Origin of the sequence: Gordonia sp. CPCC 206044, assembly GCF_048537895.1 — a bacterium.
In the GTDB taxonomy this organism is placed as follows: Bacteria; Actinomycetota; Actinomycetes; order Mycobacteriales; family Mycobacteriaceae; genus Gordonia.
Genome location: NZ_JBCLVL010000006.1, coordinates 21,133 through 37,456 on the forward strand (window position 1 = coordinate 21,133; position 16,324 = coordinate 37,456).

16 protein-coding genes are annotated in these 16,324 nt (G+C 68.1%); 7 read left to right on the forward strand and 9 right to left on the reverse strand.

Annotation, left to right across the window (positions count from 1 at the left end):
• Positions 1 to 72: 72 nt before the first annotated feature.
• The 3 genes from AAFP35_RS10820 to AAFP35_RS10830 form a co-directional block, all read right to left on the reverse strand.
• Positions 73 to 465, reverse strand: coding sequence for a hypothetical protein (locus tag AAFP35_RS10820; protein WP_419221591.1), 393 nt, complete (start codon positions 463 to 465; stop codon positions 73 to 75).
• A 33-nt stretch (positions 466 to 498) separates the two neighbouring features.
• Positions 499 to 1,914 (reverse strand): FAD-binding protein, encoded by a 1,416-nt coding sequence (locus AAFP35_RS10825; protein ID WP_419221592.1) that lies wholly within the window; start codon positions 1,912 to 1,914, stop codon positions 499 to 501.
• A 148-nt stretch (positions 1,915 to 2,062) separates the two neighbouring features.
• On the reverse strand, positions 2,063 to 5,200 hold the full coding sequence (locus AAFP35_RS10830) for a BTAD domain-containing putative transcriptional regulator (protein WP_419221593.1): 3,138 nt from the start codon (positions 5,198 to 5,200) through the stop codon (positions 2,063 to 2,065).
• Between the two features lie 78 nt (positions 5,201 to 5,278).
• On the opposite strand from AAFP35_RS10830, the gene AAFP35_RS10835 reads away from it, so the two are divergent.
• A complete protein-coding gene (locus AAFP35_RS10835) occupies positions 5,279 to 5,857 on the forward strand; it encodes a mismatch-specific DNA-glycosylase (RefSeq protein WP_419221594.1) in 579 nt (192 codons plus the stop codon).
• On the opposite strand, the gene AAFP35_RS10840 is transcribed toward AAFP35_RS10835, so the two are convergent.
• The 6 genes from AAFP35_RS10840 to AAFP35_RS10865 form a co-directional block, all read right to left on the reverse strand.
• Positions 5,846 to 6,142 carry a DUF503 domain-containing protein gene (locus AAFP35_RS10840; protein WP_419221595.1) on the reverse strand — a complete coding sequence of 99 codons (297 nt, stop codon included), beginning with the start codon at positions 6,140 to 6,142 and terminating at the stop codon, positions 5,846 to 5,848. The two genes, AAFP35_RS10835 and AAFP35_RS10840, sit on opposite strands and share 12 nt — an antisense overlap.
• 9 nt (positions 6,143 to 6,151) lie before the next feature.
• On the reverse strand, positions 6,152 to 7,381 hold the full coding sequence (locus tag AAFP35_RS10845; RefSeq protein WP_419221596.1) for a polysaccharide pyruvyl transferase family protein: 1,230 nt from the start codon (positions 7,379 to 7,381) through the stop codon (positions 6,152 to 6,154).
• Positions 7,382 to 7,424: 43 nt separating this feature from the next.
• Positions 7,425 to 8,261, reverse strand: a complete 837-nt coding sequence (gene ppk2, locus AAFP35_RS10850) for a polyphosphate kinase 2 (RefSeq protein ID WP_419221597.1) — start codon at positions 8,259 to 8,261, stop codon at positions 7,425 to 7,427.
• Positions 8,262 to 8,337: 76 nt separating this feature from the next.
• The gene (locus tag AAFP35_RS10855) at positions 8,338 to 9,330 is read right to left on the reverse strand and encodes a malate dehydrogenase (RefSeq protein ID WP_419221598.1); all 993 of its coding nucleotides are present in this window, start codon (positions 9,328 to 9,330) and stop codon (positions 8,338 to 8,340) included.
• Between the two features lie 23 nt (positions 9,331 to 9,353).
• On the reverse strand, positions 9,354 to 9,911 hold the full coding sequence (locus tag AAFP35_RS10860) for an META domain-containing protein (RefSeq protein WP_419221599.1): 558 nt from the start codon (positions 9,909 to 9,911) through the stop codon (positions 9,354 to 9,356).
• A 9-nt stretch (positions 9,912 to 9,920) separates the two neighbouring features.
• Complete coding sequence (locus AAFP35_RS10865) at positions 9,921 to 10,127, reverse strand: hypothetical protein (RefSeq protein WP_419221600.1); 207 nt, start codon at positions 10,125 to 10,127, stop codon at positions 9,921 to 9,923.
• Positions 10,128 to 10,353: 226 nt separating this feature from the next.
• Between AAFP35_RS10865 and secA2 the strand changes: the two genes are divergently transcribed.
• The 6 genes from secA2 (at position 10,354) to AAFP35_RS10895 (ending at position 16,060) form a co-directional block, all read left to right on the forward strand.
• Positions 10,354 to 12,792, forward strand: a complete 2,439-nt coding sequence (secA2, locus tag AAFP35_RS10870) for an accessory Sec system translocase SecA2 (protein ID WP_419221601.1) — start codon at positions 10,354 to 10,356, stop codon at positions 12,790 to 12,792.
• A gap of 11 nt (positions 12,793 to 12,803) precedes the next feature.
• Positions 12,804 to 13,427, forward strand: a complete 624-nt coding sequence (locus tag AAFP35_RS10875) for a CDP-alcohol phosphatidyltransferase family protein (RefSeq protein WP_419221602.1) — start codon at positions 12,804 to 12,806, stop codon at positions 13,425 to 13,427.
• 107 nt (positions 13,428 to 13,534) lie between these two features.
• Positions 13,535 to 13,939 (forward strand): glycine cleavage system protein GcvH, encoded by a 405-nt coding sequence (gcvH, locus tag AAFP35_RS10880; RefSeq protein ID WP_419221603.1) that lies wholly within the window; start codon positions 13,535 to 13,537, stop codon positions 13,937 to 13,939.
• Positions 13,940 to 14,228: 289 nt separating this feature from the next.
• Positions 14,229 to 14,684 (forward strand): glycogen accumulation regulator GarA, encoded by a 456-nt coding sequence (gene garA / locus AAFP35_RS10885; RefSeq protein ID WP_419221604.1) that lies wholly within the window; start codon positions 14,229 to 14,231, stop codon positions 14,682 to 14,684.
• Between the two features lie 43 nt (positions 14,685 to 14,727).
• A complete protein-coding gene (locus AAFP35_RS10890) occupies positions 14,728 to 15,414 on the forward strand; it encodes a MerR family transcriptional regulator (protein WP_419221605.1) in 687 nt (228 codons plus the stop codon).
• A 139-nt stretch (positions 15,415 to 15,553) separates the two neighbouring features.
• Complete coding sequence (locus AAFP35_RS10895; protein WP_419221606.1) at positions 15,554 to 16,060, forward strand: bifunctional nuclease family protein; 507 nt, start codon at positions 15,554 to 15,556, stop codon at positions 16,058 to 16,060.
• Positions 16,061 to 16,324: the final 264 nt, after the last annotated feature.

Sequence of the window (16,324 nt, forward strand, 5' to 3'; positions counted from 1 at the left end):
CAACTCGTGTGCCCCTTGCCGATGCTACCGAGACAGCACCGGGTGGCAAGGGCCTTTCGCCGCCGACGGTTCTCAGACGTCTCCGGTGGCGGTGAACGACTCGAGGGCCGACGGGCCGATCACCTCCGCGCCGAGTGCCCCCACGCGTTGGCGCAGCTCGCGATCGGCGGTGACGACGACCCGACGTCGACCGGGGTGCTCGGCAACCGTCTCGACGATCCGGTCGTCGCCCGAGCCTGCGGCGGGCACGGTGGTGACCGTCGGTGAACTCGTCACACCGCGAGCCCTGCCCTCGACGATCATGACCACCTCGACGGGGCCGTTGAGGTCGGGGAGGCCTTGATCGGCGAGGGCTGCCAAGCGATCGCGGAGGCGCTCGGTGGCGCCGTGACGGTCGCGCCACCAGCCGTCGGGCCTCGAGCCCACCACGTTGGCCGCGTCGACGACGATCAGTGGCCGTGTCATGGTGACCAGGCTAGCGACGGCCCCGCGCCGCTCCTATCCCAACGCGACGCCGTGGCAGAACCGGTTGTCGGGATCGAGCGCGGCCTTGATCTCGCCGAGCCGCCGACGATTTGCGTCGCCGAATGCGCTGGCCGATCGCTGCGCCTTCTCGTCGCCCTCGACGAAGTTCAGATACGTGGCACCGGTGACATAGGGGGCCAATGCCTTTCGCGTCAGCCGCTGGTGTGACTCGATTGCCAGTCCGGTGTGCGGATCGGGCACCATCGAACCCATCTCGAGGAGATAGGTACCGGTACGACCGAGGTCGTTCGGCGAGGTGGCGGCGCCGCGCCCGATCGCGCCGTCGGCATGACGCAATTCGGCGAACAGGATGAGTGGTTGGGTGCCGGGGCTGGGCAACACACGCGAGGTCACGATGTCGATCACCTCGTCGGGCAGCTCGTTCAGCCATTCGGTGGTCACCATGGCCGGCATCGGGTCGGTCGGATCCATGCTGATGGCATCGGCCGCGCCGAAGGGGATCTCGGCCCACATGTCGAGTTCGGGGGTCTTCCACCTGCGCCATTCGTCGATCACCGATGCGCCTCGGCCGACATCGCCGGCCCAGCATCCGCGTACCAACGTGAAACTCTTGCCGCGCAACGGCTCCGGAACGATGTCGAGCGGCGGAAAGTTCATCAGGACCACCGACGAGGTGAGATCCTCGGACTGCTGTGGGGCCCAGGCGGCGAATCGCCGCATGATCTCCGGTGCATCCGATGCGGGATAGAAGAGGTTGCCGGCATACACGGTGGTCACCGGGAAGAGATCGATGACGATGTCGGTCACCACTCCGATGCTTCCGGCCCCACCACCCCGCAGCGCCCAGAAGATCTCGGGATACCGGTGTTCGCTGACCCGCAACGCCTCACCGGACGGCGTCACCAGGCCGAACGAACGGACGGCGTCCGAACACAGACCGTATCGGCGTCCGAGCCACCCGAATCCACCGCCGAGGGTGTATCCGACGACCCCAACGTCGGTGGTGGACCCGAGCAGCGGCGCCAGGCCGTGTTGTTGGGCCTGCTCGAGCACCGGAGCCCATTTTGCTCCCGCGCTGACCGTCGCGGTGCGTTCCACCGGATCGACGCTCACCTGTGTCATCGCCGACGTGTTGATGAGCAGCGCGCCGTCGGCCGCGGTTCCGGGTCCGTGCCCGGTCGCCTGGATCGCGACGCGCAGATCCTCGTCCGCGGCGAAGCGGACGCACTCGACGACGTCGAAGCGGTCGGCCGGGACCGCGATGACCGCAGGCCGGTGATCGGTCAGGAGGTTGAAACCGGCGCGTGCGGCGTCGTAGCCGGCATCGTCGGGGCCGAACACGTCGCCGACGAGGCGGTCGGCGAGTTCGGCGATCACGCTGGTGCGGAGTTCGGGGTGATGGACGGCAGAAGGGGAGTGGACGGTCATCGGGGCAGGTTCCTCACGTAGGGGCCGGGTGCTCGGCCTGATCTGTCGGTCCGGTGAACCGGATCTGGAGAAACCTTGGCCGGACGGCCTTGGGGCGGGCTTGGGATCGACTTGGACGCCTGCCCGATGCGTCGCGTGATGCGTCGGATCAGTGTGAGCGGGAGTACCCGTGATCGGCCGCGAAGTCGTCGATGCGCGTGACCAGCGTGGTCGACTCCTGCGCCATCGCGATGCGACCGGCTTCCCGCAGCGTATCCACCACCGCCGTGGCCGGATGACCTGCGGCGTGCTGGAACTCCGCGCAGACGAGTAGGCGGTGCGGATCGGGATATCGCTGGCCGGTCTGTTCGGCGACCGACTGCGCCTGCTCGAGCAGGGCCGGGACCCCGTCGAGTCGGTCGGCGACGATCAGCGCCTCGGCGTGCAGGGCGAGCCACAGGCCCAGTCCGGTTCGTTGCCGTGGGGCGACGGACTGCAGTCGTGTCAGATGTGCGAGCGCGTCCTCGGTGGCATCGTCGAGGGCGCGCGCCCACCAGTAGATGCGTTCACCGCCCTGTCGGAGGTACTCCAGCGGCAGGTGCTCGGAGACGCCCATCAACCGCTCCGCCGACTCGCGTGCCCAGTCGACGTCGCCGGCCAGGGCCGCGGCGGTGGCGGCGAAGACGGCGGCCCCGACATAGGCCATGGGCTCCTCCGGGCCGCGGTCGATCTGCTCGAACAGTCGTCGTCCGGCGTGCACGCCGAGATGCATCGTCGCGGCCAGCCCTCGGAACCCCTGTGCGATCAGGAGCTGGTCGCTCTGCAGTCCGTCGACGGGGGTGAGTGGGGCGTAGGTCTGCAGGATGCGGGCCGCTTCGCCGATGCGGCCGCGATCGAACGAGTCGATACCGGCCGCCTGCATGCCGAGATGGACGACCACCGCGTCGTCGGAGTCCTGGGCGCGCCGGTACAGATCGTCGGCGTAGCGGTGTGAGACACGCATATCGGCAAGCTGTGCGTGGGCGGCGAACCGTGCGTAGTCGAGATGGGCGAGCAGCGCCGCATCGCGGGTCGCCTCACCCAGCTCGCGCGCCCGGTCGAGGAGTTCTCGGTCGGCGGCGAAATAGCCGTTGCGAGCCACCTCGGCGGTCAGGCGCGTGCGGATGACCTCGAGTTCGAGGTGCGGGTCGCCTGCCGAGCGGGCGAGGGTCGCGGCGTCGGCGAGCTGTCGGTCGGCCGTGTCGAAACCGTACGTGCGTAGCGCGATCCGGCCGGCCGTGAGCAGTGCGCGGGCAGTACGGGACCGGTCCGCGAGCGGACCCGCCGCCCACAGATGTCCGGCGAGGCGGGCAGCGGCACCCGTCGACGAATCGGGATCGAGTCGGTCGGCGACCGCGAGATGGATATGGCAGGCGCGGGTCCGCGGAATCCGGTCGACGATGCTCTCGCGGACGAGGTCGTGGTCGAAGGTGATGGTGAACGGGTCGGCGGGATCGATGTCCACGACGGCCGCGGTGAACGCCGGATCGAGGGACTCCAAAACTTCGGACACAGACTGCGATGCCGCGTCGGCGAGCAGGGCGATGTCCACGCGGCTGCCGATCACCGCCGCCACCTCGAGGAGTTCGATCGTGCGTGGGGGTAGGGGCCGGATGCGACCGGCGACGACGCCGCGCACCCCGTCGGTCACCGCGTGGCCGTCGATGGAGCCGTGGTCGGCGAGGATGCGCGCCAGTTCGCGGACGAAGAAGGCATTGCCACCGGTCCGGCGATGGATCGTCTCGACGAGGTCCGGCGCGGGCTGTTCGTGGATCTCCCGTCGGAGGAGCTCGGTGACGTCCTCGGACGACAGTGCGCCGATCGAGAGGCGACGATGCTCGGGCAGTCGGGCCAGCGCGTCGAGGACGTCGGTGACCGCAGGGCGCAGCGGCGTGGCGCGCAGCGAAGCGAAGAACGCCACCCCGGGGGTGCGTCGCGCGGCCATGTGCGCCAACAGTTCCAGTGACGCGCCGTCGGCCCACTGCAGATCGTCGAGCACGATGACGAGCAAGCGGGTTTCGGCCACCCGGTCGAGCAGGTCGGCGGCCTGATCGTACAAACGGAATCGTGCTGCGGCGTCGGGCATCTCGCGGGGTGGCGGGATCACGGTGGCGCCCTGGGTGACCATCCGGCCCAGTTCGGTGTCGAGCATCCGGGAGCGGCCGGTGTCGTCGATCGTCGGTAGCACCCCGCCCAGCACCTGGACCCACGGCCACATCGACGGAGCGGCCATGTCCTCGGCGCATCGCCCCCACAGGACGGTGAGGTCGGCGGCGGATGCGGCCCGCCTCGTGGCCTCGTCGAGCAGGGCGGACTTGCCGGCACCCGGTTCGCCGTCCACCACGACGACGCCGCCGGGGCCGGACAGGGAGCCGAGAACGGCACGGTGCAGGACGGCCAGTTCGTCGGTCCGGCCGACGAGCGTGGCCGGCGGGCGCGGGCTCGAGGGCGATTCCGGCTGGGCTGCCGACGATCCGACGGTGACCGTGGACCCGCTCGGATCGAGCGACGGCGCGTGGTCGAGGATATCGCTCTCGAGTGCCCGCAGTCGGGGCCCGGGATCGACGCCGACCTCGTCGGCCAGGGTGCGGCGGGCTTCGGCGATCGCCGCGAGGGCGTCGGATTGCCGACCGAGGCGATACCGGGCGATGGCGAGCAGGACCCACAGACCCTCGTCGAGTGGCGAACGCCGCACCGCCTGTTCCAGTTCTGGCACCAGCGCACGGTGTTCACCGAGTTCCAGACGCACCTCGTAGGAGAACTCCTGTGCCTCGGCGACCGTCCGTTCGAGATGTGCTGCGGCGTCGTCGCGAAACGCCAGGCCCTCGAACTCCGGTAGCAGCGGCCGATAATCGGCCAGCGCGGTCTGCAACAGGGCGGCCGCAGCGGCTGGGTCCCCGCAGCGATGGCGGTCGTGTGCCGTGGTGATCCGGGCGAGGAGATGGCGGGCGTCGACCTGGTCGTCGTCGGTGCGAAGCGCATATCCGGCGCCGGCGGTGACCAGTACGGTCGCCGGTGACCGGGGTCGACGATCGGGTTCCAGTGCCTTGCGCAACCCGGAGATGTACGCCTGCACAGAGACACCGGCGCGGTCGGGTGCGCGTTCGCCCCAGATGTCGTCGATCAACCGATCGACGCTGACCGGGGCACCCGCGGCGAGGATCAGTTGGGCGAGGACCGCACGTTGCTTGCGCGTGCCGAGTTCGACGGTCTCGGAATCGATCTGTGCGCCGAGCCCGCCCAGGATCGAGAACACGAGCCGAGCCATCAGCGCGAGTGTAATCCCGGCCGCGGCATCGCACAGGGACTCCGGTATGCCGTTTGCCCGACCACTTACCCTGGCCGCGTGGGATTCACCCGAGAAGAGCTCCTGTCGTTCCGGGACACCGAGGTGCCCGATCTGATCGGCGACGACTGCCGGTTGTTGATCGTCGGCATCAATCCCGGTCTCTGGACCGCCGCTGTCGGTGCACATTTTGCCCGTCCGGGTAACCGCTTCTATCCGGCGCTGTACCGCGCCGGGATCGTGGACCGGCAGATCGATGCCTCGGCGGGGATGTCGGCCGCCGATCGGGACCTGTTGTGTGGGAGGAGAGTCGGCATCACCAATGTGGTGTCGCGGGCGACCGCGACGGCTGCCGAATTGTCCGCCGACGAGCTGCGCGCCGGTGGCCGACGGCTGCGTGAGACGGTACGGCTGGTGGCTCCACGGGTCGTGGCGGTCGCCGGGATCACCGCGTACCGCTCTGCGTTCGACGAGCGCCGTGCCGTGGCGGGGCCGCAAACCGAGACGTGGAACGGCGCCCAGGTGTGGGTGGTACCCAACCCCAGCGGACTCAACGCGCACGAGACCGTCGACACGCTCGCGGCGGCCTACGGCGCCGCGGCGCGGGCAGCGGGAATCCTGCCCGAGTCAGACGTCTGACGCGCTGATGATCCGCGTGCGCACCGAGAGCAGTTCCACCTCGGGACGGCCGGCGGCGAAGCGTTCCACGGCGTCGAGCACGTCCACGACATGTCCACGGTCGGCGGCGACGACCCCCACGCCGATCACCGCACGTCGGTGGGCGTCGAGGTGGGCGACCTCGGCCACCGAGACGCTGAAACGTTTACGGGTCTCGGCGATGATGGGCCGGATGACCGACCGCTTGTGCTTGAGCGAATGCACGTCGCCGAGGAGATAGTCGAACTCCGCGAAACCGATCCACATATCGAGTCGTCAGTACCGATTGTCGGGGTAGAGGCGTTGCGCCAGTGCTCTTTTCGCCGCAACGGCGTGATCGCGGTCTGCGGGGGAGAAGCCGCCTGCGGTGGGGCGTTCCGGGATGGCGTCCGGGTCGTCGACGACGGTCCAGCGTGATCCGCTGGCCACCAGCGACTGGTGTTTGGTGGCGTAGTAGTCGGGGCGTCCGATGACCGCGACACCGGAGTCACCGGCCGCGGCGGCGACCAGGTGCGGATGGAATCGGGTGCTGATCCACGCGTCGCCACGCCCGACCGGCAGGCCGCGACGCCAGACGTCGAAGAACGGGATCGTGGTCGATCCGTCGAGTCGGGCGCCGAGCCGCGTGGGGATCTCCAGGTCGATGCCGGGGATGCCTTCGACCACCGTGATCGCCTCCCCGGGCACCTCCCAGGCGTCCAGGGTCTTGCTGACGAACGCGGTGAGTGCTTCGCGTCCGGTCATGCCGAACGCCGCGAAGTCGTCGGTGAGGTCGGACTGGACACACAGCGTCACCCCGCCGGGGTGTCCCGGTTCGGGGGCGGTCGGGCGGTGCTCGTCGACGGCGAGCCATGCATCGTCGCCGGTGTGCCGCCGCGCGGCCACTCCGGCCAGCGCATCGGCCGAGGCGGAGTCACGGACATCGAACACGGTGAACTCCGCCGCGGACTCGGTGAAGGCCTTCCAGGACGGACCCTCCACCGTCGGGATCAGCCCCTGACCGGTGGCGTATGCCTGCGCGCCGGTGGTGCGGGCGAGTGCTGCGGCCGCGGCGACCAGCGAGATGTGGTGTGGCCACACCTGATTCAGATAGCCGCCACCGAGCAGATGGACCGACGATGCCTGCCGGAACAGGTCGACGCCCTCCGCGAGGCGGGGTGCGGGCCCGAACTCGGTGGCCGCTTCGGCCGCCCAGACCCACGGGATCGACGCGTCGGGGCCACTGGTTCGCGCGGTGTCGGCCGCGTACAGCGTCAGCTGCCACAAGGTGTCGGTGAACAGTACGTTCGGGTGGGCACCGCGCAACAGCAATGCGGCCTGGCCCGGTGTGTGGCAGTCGAGTACCACCGTCGCATGCGGGCGCGCCCGCGCGAGGTGACGCAGCCACGCCCGCGCGATCAGCTCGTCGCCGTAATTGGGGTACCCGGTCGGTGCGACGAGGTAGATGATCTCCGACCTGAGGCGGCGTCGGCGTTCGCGGACGCGGTCGAGTCCCGGCACATGCACCACCTGATGTTACCGGTGTGCCGCCGACATCACATCCGCCCGCTCACCCCGCATCGCCGAGCAGGTTCGCCACGTGATCGGGCACGTATTTCGACAGCGATCGCGGCGGTCGTCGGTAGTTGCCGGAGTCGATGGGCTTCTTCGGCAACCGCACGGTGGGCCGAGGTACGTCCTCGTAGTCGATGGTGGACAGCAGATGCGAGATCATGTTGAGCCGCGCGTGCCGTTTGATGTCCGATTCGACGACGTACCAGGGGCTGTTGGCGGTGTCGGTGTGCACCATCATCTCGTCCTTGGCTCGCGAGTAATCTTCCCAGCGGTACACCGCCTCCAGATCCATCGGACTCAGTTTCCATTGCCGCACAGGATCATCGAGTCGAGACCTGAAGCGCTTGAGCTGCTCGTCGTCGGAGACGGAGAACCAGTACTTGCGGAGCAGGATGCCGTCGTCGATGAGCATCTGCTCGAAGATCGGTGTCTGCCGCAGGAAGCGTGTGTGCTCCTCGGGAGTGCAGAACCCCATCACCTTCTCCACACCCGCCCGGTTGTACCAGGAGCGATCGAACAGCACGATCTCGCCGGGAGCAGGCAGCTGGGCCACATAGCGCTGGTAGTACCACTGGCCGCGTTCGCGGTCGGTCGGCGCGGGCAGTGCCGCGATCCGGCTGACCCGGGGGCTCAGGTACTCCGAGATCCGCTTGATCGTGCCGCCCTTACCCGCGGCATCGCGACCCTCGAAGATCACCACCACGCGGGCGCCGGTGGCGCGGACCCACTCCTGGAGCTTGACCAGCTCGGTCTGCAGGCGGAAGAGCTCGGCCTCGTACACCTTTTTCGGGATCTTTGCCGGTTGTGTCGCGCTCTTCGTCTTCTTGGCCATGGACAGAGCTTAGGGCATTGCACACGATTCGCATTGTGGGACTTGAGGGCTCATCGGTGGCCGCTCGTCTGTCCTGTCACGCCGGGAGGAGATCGCCGACCGCGGCGATCTCGTCGGCGAGCTCGGCCACCGAGGCGTCGATCCGCTGCCGGGAGAAATCATTGATCGCCAACCCCTCGACGATCTCCCACCTGCCGCCCACCGCCTGGACCGGGAAAGAGCACACCAGCCCTTCGGGCACACCGTAGGCGCCGGGGGAGGGCAGCGCGACAGAGGTCCAGTCGCCGTCCGGAGTGCCCAGCGCCCAGTCATGCATGTGGTCGATGGCAGCGCTGGCCGCCGACGCCGCCGACGACGACCCGCGGGCTTCGATGATCGCGGTGCCACGGGTGGCGACGGTCGGGATGAAATCGTCGACCAGCCAGTCCCGGTCCTCGGCGATCTCGGCGCCGCTGCGCCCACCGACCCGGGCGTGGAATATGTCCGGGTACTGGGTGGCGGAGTGATTGCCCCAGACCGTGACCCGGCTGATGTCGCGAGCCAGGGTGCCGGTGCGGTGACCGAGTTGTGCGATGGCGCGGTTGTGGTCGAGCCGGGTGAGCGCGGTGAAGCGGTCCGCAGGGATGTCCGGTGCGTGGGCGGATGCGATGGCGGCATTGGTGTTCGCCGGGTTGCCGACCACGAGGACCCGGATGTCTTCGGCGGCAACCTCGTTGAGGACCGCACCCTGCTCGGCGAAGATCGCGGCGTTGGCCTGCAGCAGGTCGGCGCGCTCCATGCCCTTGGTACGCGGGCGGGAGCCGATGAGCAGTGCGTGGTCGGCGCCGTCGAACGCTGCGCGGGCATCGTCGAAGATGTCCACCGACGCCAACTGCTCGAATGCGCCGTCGTCGAGTTCCATCGCGGTCCCCACGGCGGCCGACACCGACTGGGGCAGTTCGAGCAGCCGAAGCCGGACGGGTCGGTCGTGGCCGAGCATCGCTCCCGCGGCGATCCGGAAGAGCGCGGCGTAACCGATGTTGCCCGCGGCGCCGGTGACGGTCACCACGGCGGGGGTGAGCGAGGACATGGGAGCCTTTCGCGAGGAGGAGATCAGCGGGTGCGCGACTGTTGTTCGACGAGGATCACGGTGTGTCGTGGGCTCGACAGGCTCAACACCGGTCCCACCAGCCGCCAGTCGAGAGGCACCGAGGTGAAGGTGGTGAGCCATCGGTCGGCACCCGCGCGGGGCCCGGGGCAGGCCATCCTCGTCGCGGCCAGACGACCGACGATCAGCTGCCGGGGTGCCATCCGCGCGGTGCCGACGTGCTGGTTGCATCCTGCGTTCAGACCGACGCTGTGGCGCGGCCCGAAACTCACCCGCACGGGACCGCCGCCCGGCACCATGCCCCCGACGACGGCCACCGACGAATACGTCTTGCCGACCAGGAGGGCGAAGGGTTCGGAGGGGACCACCGGAGGGGCGGGCGCGGGTCGCATCGGAGCGGCGTCGGCCGAACCCGCGCCCGAGATCGCAGCGACCGTCATGATCATGCCGGCCAGCATCATCGTCAGACGTGCCCGGAAGCGCCGCAGGCCGGATCTCCCGACGCGATCGTGCCGGGGACCCGACATGGGATGATCGTTGCGGTCCGGCGCGAGTGGCTGCATGGACCCAAGTTAACCGAACCGAGGCGAGCCGGCGGTGGATGATGACTGAAGTACCCGTGTCGCCCGCGGCGGCAGCGCGAACCCGACGACGATCAGCGGCACGCCGACCGACAGCGCCACCCACCATGAGTTGAAGGCGTCGAAATCAAATCCCGCGCCGATCGCCAGACCTGCGACCAGCGCCAGGATGACCCGTCCCGCAGACCGATTCATCATCCTGAGCCGTCCTGGTGGCCGCCGGTGGCACCCGATCACGGTGGGTCGATCACAAGGGTGCGTGCCGACCTGCTCTCCGGGCACGCACCGACGCGTACCGTGGACGGCGTCCCAGAGCCGCGCGTCGGTTGCCTCCGATCTCCCGGGGGCGGCACCGGCTCTGCGAGAATGAGGCCCGCGACCAGTACGCATGCCGGCACGGCACGAGTCAGGAGAAGTGTTTTCGGTGGGAAAGCTGACCAACAGCATGTGGCGCCTTCTGGGCTCCCAGTCATCGCGCAACCAGTCGAAGTCGGTCGCGTTGATCGACGACGCGGACAAGCACACCGAGTGGGCGGCCGAGGTCGCCGACGACGGATTCGTTGCCGAGGCGGAGAAGCTCGACCTCGGGGCCGACCGCGCCGAGGTGACCAAGTTCCTGGCACTCGCCCGAGAGGCTGCCGATCGCACGCTCGGCCTGCGCGCCTTCGACGTGCAGCTGCAGGGCGCACTGCGCCTGCTCGAGGGTGACATCGTCGAGATGGCCACCGGTGAGGGCAAGACGCTCTCGGGTGCCATCGCGGCGATCGGTCACGTCCTCCAGGGCCACCGCGTGCACGTGATCTCTGTCAACGACTACCTCGCCGCCCGCGACGCGGAGTGGATGGCGCCGCTGTTCGAGGCGTTCGGCATGGTGGTCAAGTCGGTGACCGAGAACTCCGATCGTGCCGAGCGCAAGGAGGCATACGCCGCCGACGTCACGTATGCCTCGGTCAACGAGATCGGCTTCGACGTGCTGCGCGACCAGCTCGTGGTGTCGGCAGACGAGCTCGTCTCACCGAAGCCCGACATCGCGATCATCGACGAGGCCGACTCGGTCCTCGTCGACGAGGCGCTGGTGCCGCTGGTGCTGGCCGGCGCCGCCGAGGGTGAGGTACCCGACCAGGCGATCCACGATGTGGTCGCACGGATGAAGAACAAGCACTACGAGATCGACGCCGAAGGACGCAACGTGTCGCTCACCGACGAGGGCGCAGCCTTCGTCGAGGAGGAACTCGGCGGGATCAACCTCTACGACGAGGAACACGTCGGCACGACGCTGGTGCATGTGAACGTCGCGATGCACGCGCAGTATCTTCTCGAGCGCGACATCGACTACATCGTCCGCGACGGCGGCGTGCACCTGATCAACGCTTCTCGTGGCCGAGTCGCCCAGCTGCAGCGCTGGCCGGACGGCGTGCAGGCCGCTGTCGAGATCAAAGAAGGTCTGGCCCAATCGGATTCGGGCGAGGTCATCGACACCCTCACGGTGCAGGCACTGATCGGTCGGTACCCGACCGTGTGCGGTATGACCGGCACGGCGCTGGCCGCGGGTGAACAGTTCCGGCAGTTCTACGACCTGTTCGTCTCGCAGATCCCGCCGAACACGCCCAACATCCGCATCGACGAGGGCGACCGGGTCTACGACACGAAGGCCAACAAGGTCGAGGCGATCGTGGCCTACGTCAAGGAGGTCCACGAGACCGGACAGCCGATCCTGATCGGCACCCACGACGTCGCAGAGTCCGAGGAGCTCGCCTACTTCCTCGACAAGGCAGGCGTCACCTGTGTGGTGCTCAACGCCAAGAACGATGCCGAAGAGGCGAAGATCATCGCCGAAGCGGGCACCCGCGACGCCGTCACGGTGTCCACCCAGATGGCCGGTCGCGGTACCGACATCAAGCTCGGTGGCTCGTCGGGCGACGACGCCGCCCGCGACGAGATCGTCGAACTCGGCGGGCTGTGCGTGGTCGGCACCGGCCGCTACGACACCGAACGTCTCGACAGTCAGCTGCGTGGCCGCGCAGGACGCCAGGGTGATCCCGGACGGTCGGTGTTCTTCTCCAGCCTCGAGGACCCGGTCGTCACCAAGAACCTTGCCTTCAAACGTGACCCGGTGTCGCAGTCCGAGGACGGTTCGATGGGTGCCAAGGGCGTCGACCTGATCCAGCAGGCCCAACGTATCGCCGAGGGTGTCATGCTCGAGCTGCACTCCAACACGTGGCGGTACAACAAGCTGGTCAACCAGCAGCGCGACATCATCGTGAAGCGGCGTATGGAGGTCGTCACCACCGAGGTCGCGCTCGACGAACTGGCGGACAAGGAACCCGAACGCTACGCGGCCCTCACCGGCGCCTCGACCGAGAGCACCGAGAACACCGAGGGTGCGGCGCCGGCCGACCACGAGGGCGCGAAGACCGCGACCGACACCGCAGACAGTGGTGACACCGCAGACACCGATACCGCAGAGTCCGCGCCGACGACACCGACGGAGCCGGTGGACCGCGACGTCCTCGTGCAGGCCGCGCGGGAGATCGTGCTGTTCCATCTGGACCGGGCATGGGCCGATCATCTGGCGTTCGTCTCCGACGTCCGCTCCAGCATCCATCTGCGTGCGCTGGGGCGCGAGAGCCCGCTCGACGAGTTCCACAAACTGATCCTGGAAGCGTTCACCACGCTGCCGACCGAGGCGCTCGACAACGCCCGCACGACATTTCGGGAGGCCCGGATCACCAACGACGGCGTCGACCTGGGCGCCAGTGACCTACACCGGTCGACGACGACGTGGACGTACATGGTGCACGACAACCTCTTCTCGTCGGGCGGGGCGAAGACGCTCCAGGGCATCATCGGCATCTTCGGGTGACCCCCGAGCGCATGACCGACTCGTCGGAGGGCCAGGGACAGCGCGCCGACCCGGAACCGTCGGACCGGCTCCTGACACTGCCGAATGCGTTGAGCGTTCTGCGCCTGGCGTTGATCCCGGTCTTCGTGTGGGTGCTGCTGGTGGAGAAAACCGACGGGTGGGCCTTCGCGATCCTGATGTTCTCGGGCTTTTCCGATTGGGCAGACGGCAAACTCGCGCGATGGCTCAACCAGTCGTCGCGGATAGGCGCACTGCTCGATCCGGCGGCCGATCGCCTCTACATCGTGATCATCCCGATCGCGTTCGGGATCCGGGAGTTCTTGCCGTGGTGGTTGATCGGGGTGGTGATCGCTCGTGACGTGCTGTTGTTCGCGACCGCGCCGGTGCTGCGCGCGCGTGGGATCGTCGCGCTGCCGGTGCTCTACATCGGCAAGGCCGCGACGTTCGCGCTGATGAGCGCCTTCCCATGGCTCCTTGCCGGACAGCTGGATTCGATCATCGGTACGATCTGCTACCCGATCGGTTGGGCGTTCATGATCTGGGGCGTCGGACTGTATCTGTGGTCGTTCCTGCTGTACGCGTATCAGACGGTGCTGGTGATGCAGCGCATGCCGCGCGTCGGTGCTGCGACGTGAGTGCGGAGCGGGTCACCGCGGTGTTCGTGCACCGGTGTGGCGGGAGTGCCCGAACGACGCCCGCCCGCCGCATACCCTAGAGTCGCCTCGACAAGAAAGGTCCGACAGTGACAGAGACCAAAGTGCCGCCCGCGCTGCGCTATACGGCCGAACACGAATGGGTGGAGAAGACCGGGCCCGCCACGGTGCGGGTCGGTATCACCGATTTCGCGCAGGATGCGCTCGGCGACGTGGTGTTCGTACAGCTGCCGTCGGTCGATGACGCGGTGGACAAGGGCGAGTCGTTCGCCGAGGTCGAATCCACCAAGAGCGTGTCCGACATCTACGGCCCCCTCGACGGCACCGTGTCAGCGGTGAACGGTGACCTCGAATCCTCGCCGGAGCTGGTGAACTCGGACCCCTACGGCGCCGGCTGGTTGGTGGAGATCACCGTCGCCGACGCCGCGGCGCTCGACGCAGCGCTGGCCGAGACGCTCGACGCCGACGGGTACCGATCGGTCACCGAGTCCTGATCGACAGGGGCCGGCGCCCGGTGACTGGCGGAGTGTGATGCATCGGCCGATCGGCCTGCGGCGACTATGATCGTCGTTGGTCCGATCGACTCGAACGCCCGCGCCGGAGGCGGAACACGGTACGGTTTACTCAACAAGCAGGACCGGTCCGAACCGAGCCATTCGGTGGGCCGGATGTCCGACAATGATGCACCGACATCGGGGCCCGATCACACTGTGATGTGAACGTGCGGGTGGCGATCGGTGGGGGCGCCGGGGTTCGGCGGCCACCGAGACAGACGAAGGAGAAATGGTGAGCGATAACGACAAGGATCTCGAGGCTCCGGTGGAGACCACCTCGGTTTTCCGGGAGGAGTTCATCAACGAGCTCGATGCCGGTGCCACCACCTCGGGTGAACCCGCCGACACCGGGGTGGAGCGGCTCTCGCCCGGTACGGCGTTGCTTGTCGTCAAGCGTGGCCCCAACGCGGGTTCGCGATTCCTCCTCGACCAGCCGACCACCTCGGCCGGCAGGCACCCCGACAGCGACATCTTCCTCGACGACGTGACGGTGAGCCGTCGGCACGCGGAGTTCCGTCTCGGCGACGGCGAGTTCCAGGTCGTCGACGTCGGCAGCCTCAACGGTACGTATGTCAATCGTGAGCCGGTGGACACCGCGGCGTTGAGCAACGGCGACGAGGTCCAGATCGGCAAGTTCCGGCTGGTCTTCCTCAGCGGACCTCGCGACGGTCAAGCGGGCGCCTGACCTCGTGACTGCATCGTCGGCGGGTCAGCGCGCTGAGGGATCGATGTCGATCGGATCGGTCCTGGCGCTGCTGCGCGAGGATTTCCCGGATGTCACGATCTCCAAGATCCGGTTCCTGGAGTCCGAGGGGCTGATCACGCCCGAGCGGGCGCCCTCGGGGTACCGCCGGTTCAGCAGCGCCGACTGCGATCGACTGCGTTTCGTCCTGACCGCCCAGCGAGATCGATATCTCCCGCTGAAGGTCATCAAGGAGCAGCTCGACGCGATCGACGGCGGTGACGCGGGCTCGGGGCCCGGTGGAACGCGACTGCTGACCTCTGCGCGGGGTGCAGTGGCTCCGGCGACCGATTTCGGTTCGCGGGCGGGCCGGGTCTCGCGTGAGGCATTGATCGAGCGGACCGGGGTCGACTCGGCGTTCGTCACCGAGTTGCAGCGCAACGGACTCCTCACGCCGGGCCCGGCGGGCTTCTTCGACGAGGACGCGGTGCGCCTCGTGGAGGCGGCCGCCGCCCTGGCGAACTACGGGCTCGAAACCCGACATCTGCGGGCGTTCAAGGTGTCCGCCGATCGCGAGGCAGGGCTGGTCGCCCAGATCGCCAATCCGATCGCCAAGGGCAAGGGGACCGGGGCGCGTGATCGCGCCGAGGAATTGGTCCGTGAGATCGCCGCGTTGTCGGTCACACTGCACACCCAATTGGTGAAGGCCGCGGTCCGCGGCGCCCTGGACTGATCTGCACCTCGCGTGTCCGCCGCGACGGCGCGTCGCGGTGTAGCGTCGTGAACAACGGCAGGAGCCGGGAGCCGACGAGAAGTCCTGACCACGAGCGGGTGTCGGACATCCGGGCGAACTGAGGGAAAGCGGGTGCTAAATGGGCGAGATGCGAGTCGTGGGCATTCGGGTGGAACCGCCTCAGAGTCAGCCGGTGCTGTTGCTGCGTGAAGTGGAGGGGGAGCGGTACCTGCCGATCTGGATCGGGCAGAGTGAAGCCGCATCGATTGCCTTGCAACAGAAGGGAATCGAACCCCCGAGGCCGCTGACACACGATCTGATCGTGATCTTGATCGCGGAGTTCGGGCAGACCCTCCAGGAAGTCCGGATCGTGGACATGCAGGAGGGCACCTTCTACGCGGAACTGGTGTTCGCCGGCGACCTGCGAGTGTCGGCGCGGCCGTCGGACTCGATCGCGGTGGCGATGCGTATCGGGGTGCCGATCATCGCCGACGAAGAGGTTCTCGTCGAGGCCGGTCTGTTGATCCCGGACGAAGAGGGGGCCGACGGCGAGTCGTCGGAGACCAAGGAGGACGAGGTCGAGAAGTTCAAGGAGTTTCTCGACAACGTGTCGCCGGACGACTTCAAGGCCAGCGGCGGAGCGTGATGCGACGCGACCGCGACGCGGTGGCCGACCGTACCTCAGGTCACGGAACGGCTACCGTGAGGTCACCGTTTGTCTCTATCTCAACTTGAGGTTGAGGTGCATGGCGCGTCGCGTTGATTTGCCCAGTCGCGGCGACCTACCGTGCAACACGTCGCCTGCATTCTTCAGGTGACGGAGGATGATCGGCCTCAGGCGCGTACTGTTGAACCAGGCTTCTCGGATGGAGAACCCGGGGTGTCCGTCTGCCGAGCCGATCCAGGCGTT